The following is a 5,216-nucleotide window of genomic DNA, read 5'->3' on the forward strand; positions in this document are numbered from 1 at the left end:
CTCCGGTTCCCGGGGCGGCGCCGGTTTATCGCTGTTGCGGGTCCGTGGCCGTGGGCGCTGGGTCATGATGGGAAGGCCCGCCGACCGCACGGAGGTTCCATGGAGCACCGTCCCCACCGCGCCCTCGACCGCAACCTCGCCACGTCCGCGGACCGGGCGGACTACCTGGTCGAGCTCTCCAACGTCGTCCGGCGGACGGACTTCGGCGGCTCCGCGCCGCGTTCGCTGCACCGGCTGGCGCTGGTGGTGGACGCGCTGGTGCGGCTGACCGGTGACCGGGACGTGGCGGTGTACTGCGTGGCCGACCGCAGCCTGCTGGGCGGGCGGCGGGAGTTCGAGGACGCGGCGGACGCCCGGACGCTGGCGCGGTGGGTGGCCGAGGGGTTGGTGGAGGAGGTGCCGGACGCCGACGAGCGGGTGCTGGAGATCGCCGGCATGACCGGGATCCAGGTGGTCACCGCCGACCACTACGACGACCACCGGATCGAGCACCCGTGGATCCAGGGCAACACCTGGCAGTTCCTGCGGCCGGAGGCGGCCGGGCGGGGTGCGGTGCGGCTGGTGCCGCTGGACATGGGGTACCGGACCGGCGCGGAGATCTCCAAGAAGATGGAACTGTCGGCGCTCAAGAAGCAGGGGCTGCTGACGGCGGGCCGCCAGCCGCTGGTCGAGGTGGTCGGGCGGGCCTGGCGCTGCCCGGACACCCGGTGCGGCCTGTACAGCGCGCGCCGCGGCGGCCGGGTGATGCTGCCCCGGATGCGCCGGGGCGTGCCGACCTGCGAACTGCACGGAACGCCGCTGCTCGACGACGGCGCCCGGCCCGGGGCCGCCCAGGTCAAGGTGGTGCTGGACGGGGCGTGCGTGGCCCGCTTCACGCTGGACGAGGGGACGCGGACGGCCGTCGGCCGGGCGCCCGGGGCGGCGGAGGACGGCATCGCGCTGCTCGGCCTGCTGCCCGCCGAGCGGGCCGCGCTGGTGAGCCGCCGGCACCTGACGGTGTCGGTGCGCGGCGGCGCGGTGACGGTGCGGGACACCAGTACCTACGGCAGCCGGATGCGTGCGGCCGGGCGGCGCGGACACCTGGGTCCGTGGGAGCGGCTCCCGCCGGGCGCCGACCGGCCCTTCCGCCCGGGCGACGAGGTCGAGTTGACGCCCGGGCTGGTGCTGACCCGCAGCGGCCGCCGCTTCCCGGCGGAGCTGGCCGGCGCCTGGCAGTCGGAGGCGGCCCGCACCCCGCTGCCGCCGGGGGCCGCCGAGCCGACGCGCTACTTCTGACGCTTCGGCTCTCCGGTGTTCACACGCTGCGGTCCGCCAGGATCTCCCGGACGACGTGCCGGGCGTTGGCGGCCAGCGGCGGGTTGGTGGTGCGGTAGTAGGGCAGTTGGACCAGGGCGATGGACAGCGCCCAGGCGCGGCCGCGTTCCCAGGTGGCGTCGTCGACGGCCAGGGAGGCGCGGAAGGCCGGGCGGGCGCTCGGCGGGAGCAGGCTCCAGGCGGGCAGCAGGTCGACGGTCGGGTCGCCGACGCCCAGCAGGCCGAAGTCCAGCACGGCGCCCAGGCGCTGGCCGGTGACCAGGAGGTTGCCGGGGGTGAGGTCGCCGTGCACCCAGACCGGGGGCCCGGCGGGCTCGGGCAGCCGCAGGGCCTTGTCCCACAGCGCGGTCGCCGTCTCGGTGTCGATCACCCCGCGCAGCCGTCCGACGGCGGCCCGGGTGGCGGCGTCCCGGGCGGCCAGCGGGCCCGCGCGGAGCGCCTCCGGGGCGTCCGGGGCGGGCTGGACGGAGCGCAGTGCGGTGATGAAGTCGGCGAGGTCGTAGGCGAGTTGGATGGGATTGGGGATCGATCCGGGGACCGGGTTGGCGCCGTCCAGCCAGCGCAGCACCGACCAGCTCCAGGGGTAGCCGACGGAGGGCCGGCCCTGGCCGACCGGCACCGGGACGGGCACCGGCAGGTGCCGGGCGAGGCGGGGGAGCCAGCGCTGCTCGCGCCCGAGGTTCCCGGCGGCCCAGACGGCCCGGGGGAGGCGGACGGCGAGTTCGGGACCGAGCCGGAACATCGCGTTGTCCGTGGTGGTGAGCCCGGCGGGCGCGAGCGGAAGGCCCTTCCACTGCGGGAACTGGGCGGCGATCAGCCGCCGTACCAGGCCGGTGTCGATGGCGGGTTCGTCGTCGTGCAGGCGATCGTGCAGACGGTCGTGAGGGTGGTCGTACGGATGGGCGTCGTCGTGCATGTGGTCGGGCGTCCGAGCGGCTGCGCACATGCCCGGCACTGTACGCCGCGAGGGGCCCCGCGATCAGGCGGATTTCGAACACCAGGGTGAGAACATGAGTATTCGGGGGAGGCGTTGGGTTTCCTGGGGGGCGCTCGGGATTGCGGTCGCGCTGGTGGGCGCCGCCCTCCTCCGGTTGTTCTCCGGCCCGCTGCTGACCGGCGGCGAGCGGACGATCCGCTCCGAGGCCGCGCCGGAGCGGACGGACCGCCGCCCGGTGGTCGAGGAGGGGTGCGCGATGATCGACCCGTACTGGATCGCAGACCGTGCTGATCGGGCTCGGCCCGGACGGCGTTCCGGAGCGCACCGTCGACGACGCGTCCTGGGCGCGGACGGGAACCGCCGCGCGCCACGCCCGGGGTGGTGGGGGCGGGGCCGGGTGTCGGGGGTTGCTGCGAGAATGCGGGGGTACGGACAGCAACTCTGAAGAAGGTGACCGGCTTCGTGACCACGCCAGTCGAACAGGCGGCCCAGCAGGCCCAGCAGGCGATCGAGCGGAAGATCGCCGAGGAACTGGGCGTCCGCGAGGGGCAGGTGAAGTCGGCGGTCGAGCTGCTGGACGGCGGCGCGACGGTGCCGTTCGTGGCCCGCTACCGCAAGGAGGTCACCGGCTCGCTGGACGACGCGCAGCTGCGCACCCTGGAGGAGCGGCTGCGCTACCTGCGGGAGCTGGAGGAGCGGCGCACCGCCGTCCTGGAGTCGATCGAGGCGCAGGGCAAGCTCGACGACGCGCTGCGCGCGCAGGTCCTGGCCGCCGACTCCAAGGCGCGGCTGGAGGACATCTACCTGCCGTTCAAGCCGAAGCGGCGCACCAAGGCGCAGATCGCCCGCGAGGCCGGTCTGGAGCCGCTGGCGGACACCCTGCTCGCCGACCCGGCGCAGGACCCGGCCGCGCTGGCGGCGGGCTACCTGAACGAGTCGGTGGCCGACGCGCCGGCCGCGCTGGAGGGCGCCCGGGCGATCCTGGTCGAGCGCTTCGGCGAGGACGCCGACCTGGTCGGTTCGCTGCGCGAGCGGATGTGGACGCGCGGCCGGATGGTCGCCACCGTCCGCGAGGGCAAGGAGCAGGAGGGCGCGAAGTTCGCCGACTACTTCGACTTCGCCGAGCCGTACACCAGGCTCCCCTCGCACCGCGTCCTGGCGATGCTGCGCGGCGAGAAGGAGGAGGTGCTGGACCTCGACCTGTCCCCGTACGACGGCGAGGAGGCCGGCGACCTGCCCGGCGCCGGCGACTACGAGCAGCGGATCGCCGCCCGCTTCGGCATCGCCGACCACGGCCGCCCGGCCGACAAGTGGCTCGGCGACACCGTCCGCTGGGCCTGGCGCACCCGGATCCTGGTGCGGCTCGGCATCGACCTGCGCGGCCGGCTGCGCGCCGAGGCCGAGGACGAGGCGGTGCGCGTGTTCGCCGCCAACCTGCGGGACCTGCTGCTCGCCGCCCCGGCCGGCACCCGCGCCACCATGGGCCTGGACCCGGGCTTCCGCACCGGTGTCAAGGTCGCCGTGGTGGACGCCACCGGCAAGGTGGTCGCCCACGACACGATCTACCCGCACCAGCCCGCCAACAAGTGGGACGCCGCGCTGGCGACCCTGGCCGCGCTGGCGAAGAAGCACGACGTCGACCTGGTGGCGATCGGCAACGGCACCGCCTCCCGGGAGACCGACAAGCTCGCCGAGGACCTTCTCAAGCGCCACCCCGAGCTGAAGCTCACCAAGGCGATGGTCAGCGAGGCCGGCGCCTCGGTCTACTCGGCCTCCGCCTTCGCCTCCCAGGAGCTGCCGGACCTGGACGTGTCGATCCGCGGCGCGGTCTCGATCGCCCGCCGGCTCCAGGACCCGCTGGCCGAACTGGTCAAGATCGACCCCAAGTCGATCGGGGTCGGCCAGTACCAGCACGACCTGAGCGAGGTGAAGCTCTCCCGCTCGCTGGACGCCGTCGTCGAGGACTGCGTCAACGCGGTCGGCGTGGACGTCAACACCGCCTCCGCCCCACTGCTCACCCGGGTCTCCGGCGTCACCGGCACGCTCGCCGACAACATCGTCGCCCACCGTGACGCCAACGGCCCGTTCCGCACCCGCAAGGCGCTGAAGGACGTGTCCCGGCTCGGCCCGAAGGCCTTCGAGCAGTGCGCGGGCTTCCTGCGCATCCCGGGCGGCGACGACCCGCTGGACGCCTCCAGCGTGCACCCGGAGGCGTACCCGGTGGTGCGCCGGATCCTCGCCGCCACCGGCGGGGAGCTGCGCGAGCTGATCGGCAACAGCGGGAAGCTGCGGACCCTGCGGCCGGGCGACTTCGCCGACGAGACCTTCGGCGTGCCGACCGTCACCGACATCCTCGGTGAGCTGGACAAGCCGGGCCGTGACCCGCGTCCGGCGTTCCGCACCGCGACCTTCAAGGAGGGCGTCGACAAGATCGGCGACCTGGAGGTCGGCATGGTGCTGGAGGGCGTGGTCACGAACGTGGCCGCGTTCGGCGCCTTCGTCGACGTGGGCGTGCACCAGGACGGCCTGGTGCACGTGTCGGCGCTGTCGAAGAACTTCGTCAAGGACCCGCGCGAGGTGGTCAAGCCGGGTGACATCGTGACCGTCCGGGTGACCTCGGTGGACGTGCCGCGCAAGCGGATCGGGCTCACCCTGCGGCTGGACGACGAGGTGGGCCGCGGCGGCGAGGGCGGTGGACGCGGCGGTGACCGGCAGGCCCGTCCGCCGCGCCAGGAGCGGCGCGGTGGCGGTCAGGGCGGTGGCCAGGGCAGCCAGGGCGGCGGGCGCGGGCAGGACCGCCGCGACCGCGGTGACCGGGGCGACCGCGGCGGGTCGGCGCCGCTGGGCAACAGCGCCATGGCGGACGCGCTGCGCCGGGCCGGCCTGGCCGGCGGTGGTCCGGCGGACGACCGCCGCTCCGGGCGGCGCTGAGCGGACGAGCAGGGCGGCCGGTGGACACCCGTCC

3 protein-coding genes are annotated in these 5,216 nt (G+C 74.8%); 2 read left to right on the forward strand and 1 reads right to left on the reverse strand.

Translation table 11 applies throughout. The features are described from left to right. The first annotated feature begins 99 nt into the window (after positions 1-99). A complete protein-coding gene (locus ACFU74_RS35870) occupies positions 100-1,275 on the forward strand; it encodes an FHA domain-containing protein (protein WP_380764320.1) in 1,176 nt (391 codons plus the stop codon). Positions 1,276-1,294: 19 nt separating this feature from the next. Here the strand turns inward: ACFU74_RS35870 and ACFU74_RS35875 are convergent, their stop codons facing one another. Then, on the reverse strand, positions 1,295-2,260 hold the full coding sequence (locus tag ACFU74_RS35875; RefSeq protein ID WP_380764321.1) for an aminoglycoside phosphotransferase family protein: 966 nt from the start codon (positions 2,258-2,260) through the stop codon (positions 1,295-1,297). A gap of 453 nt (positions 2,261-2,713) precedes the next feature. Here ACFU74_RS35875 and ACFU74_RS35880 point away from each other — a divergent pair, with 453 nt between their 5' ends. Beyond that, entirely contained in the window at positions 2,714-5,182 is a 2,469-nt protein-coding gene (locus ACFU74_RS35880; RefSeq protein WP_380764322.1) for a Tex family protein, read from the forward strand. Positions 5,183-5,216: the final 34 nt, after the last annotated feature.

The organism is Kitasatospora sp. NPDC057500 (assembly GCF_042802195.1).
Taxonomy (GTDB): domain Bacteria; phylum Actinomycetota; class Actinomycetes; order Streptomycetales; family Streptomycetaceae; genus Kitasatospora.

Excerpts from the sequence above, each read along its gene's own strand:
- ACFU74_RS35870 (WP_380764320.1), top strand. The coding sequence starts at position 100 with ATGGAGCACCGTCCCCACCGCGCCCTCGACCGCAACCTCGCCACGTCC.
- ACFU74_RS35875 (WP_380764321.1), bottom strand. The coding sequence starts at position 2,260 with ATGTGCGCAGCCGCTCGGACGCCCGACCACATGCACGACGACGCCCAT.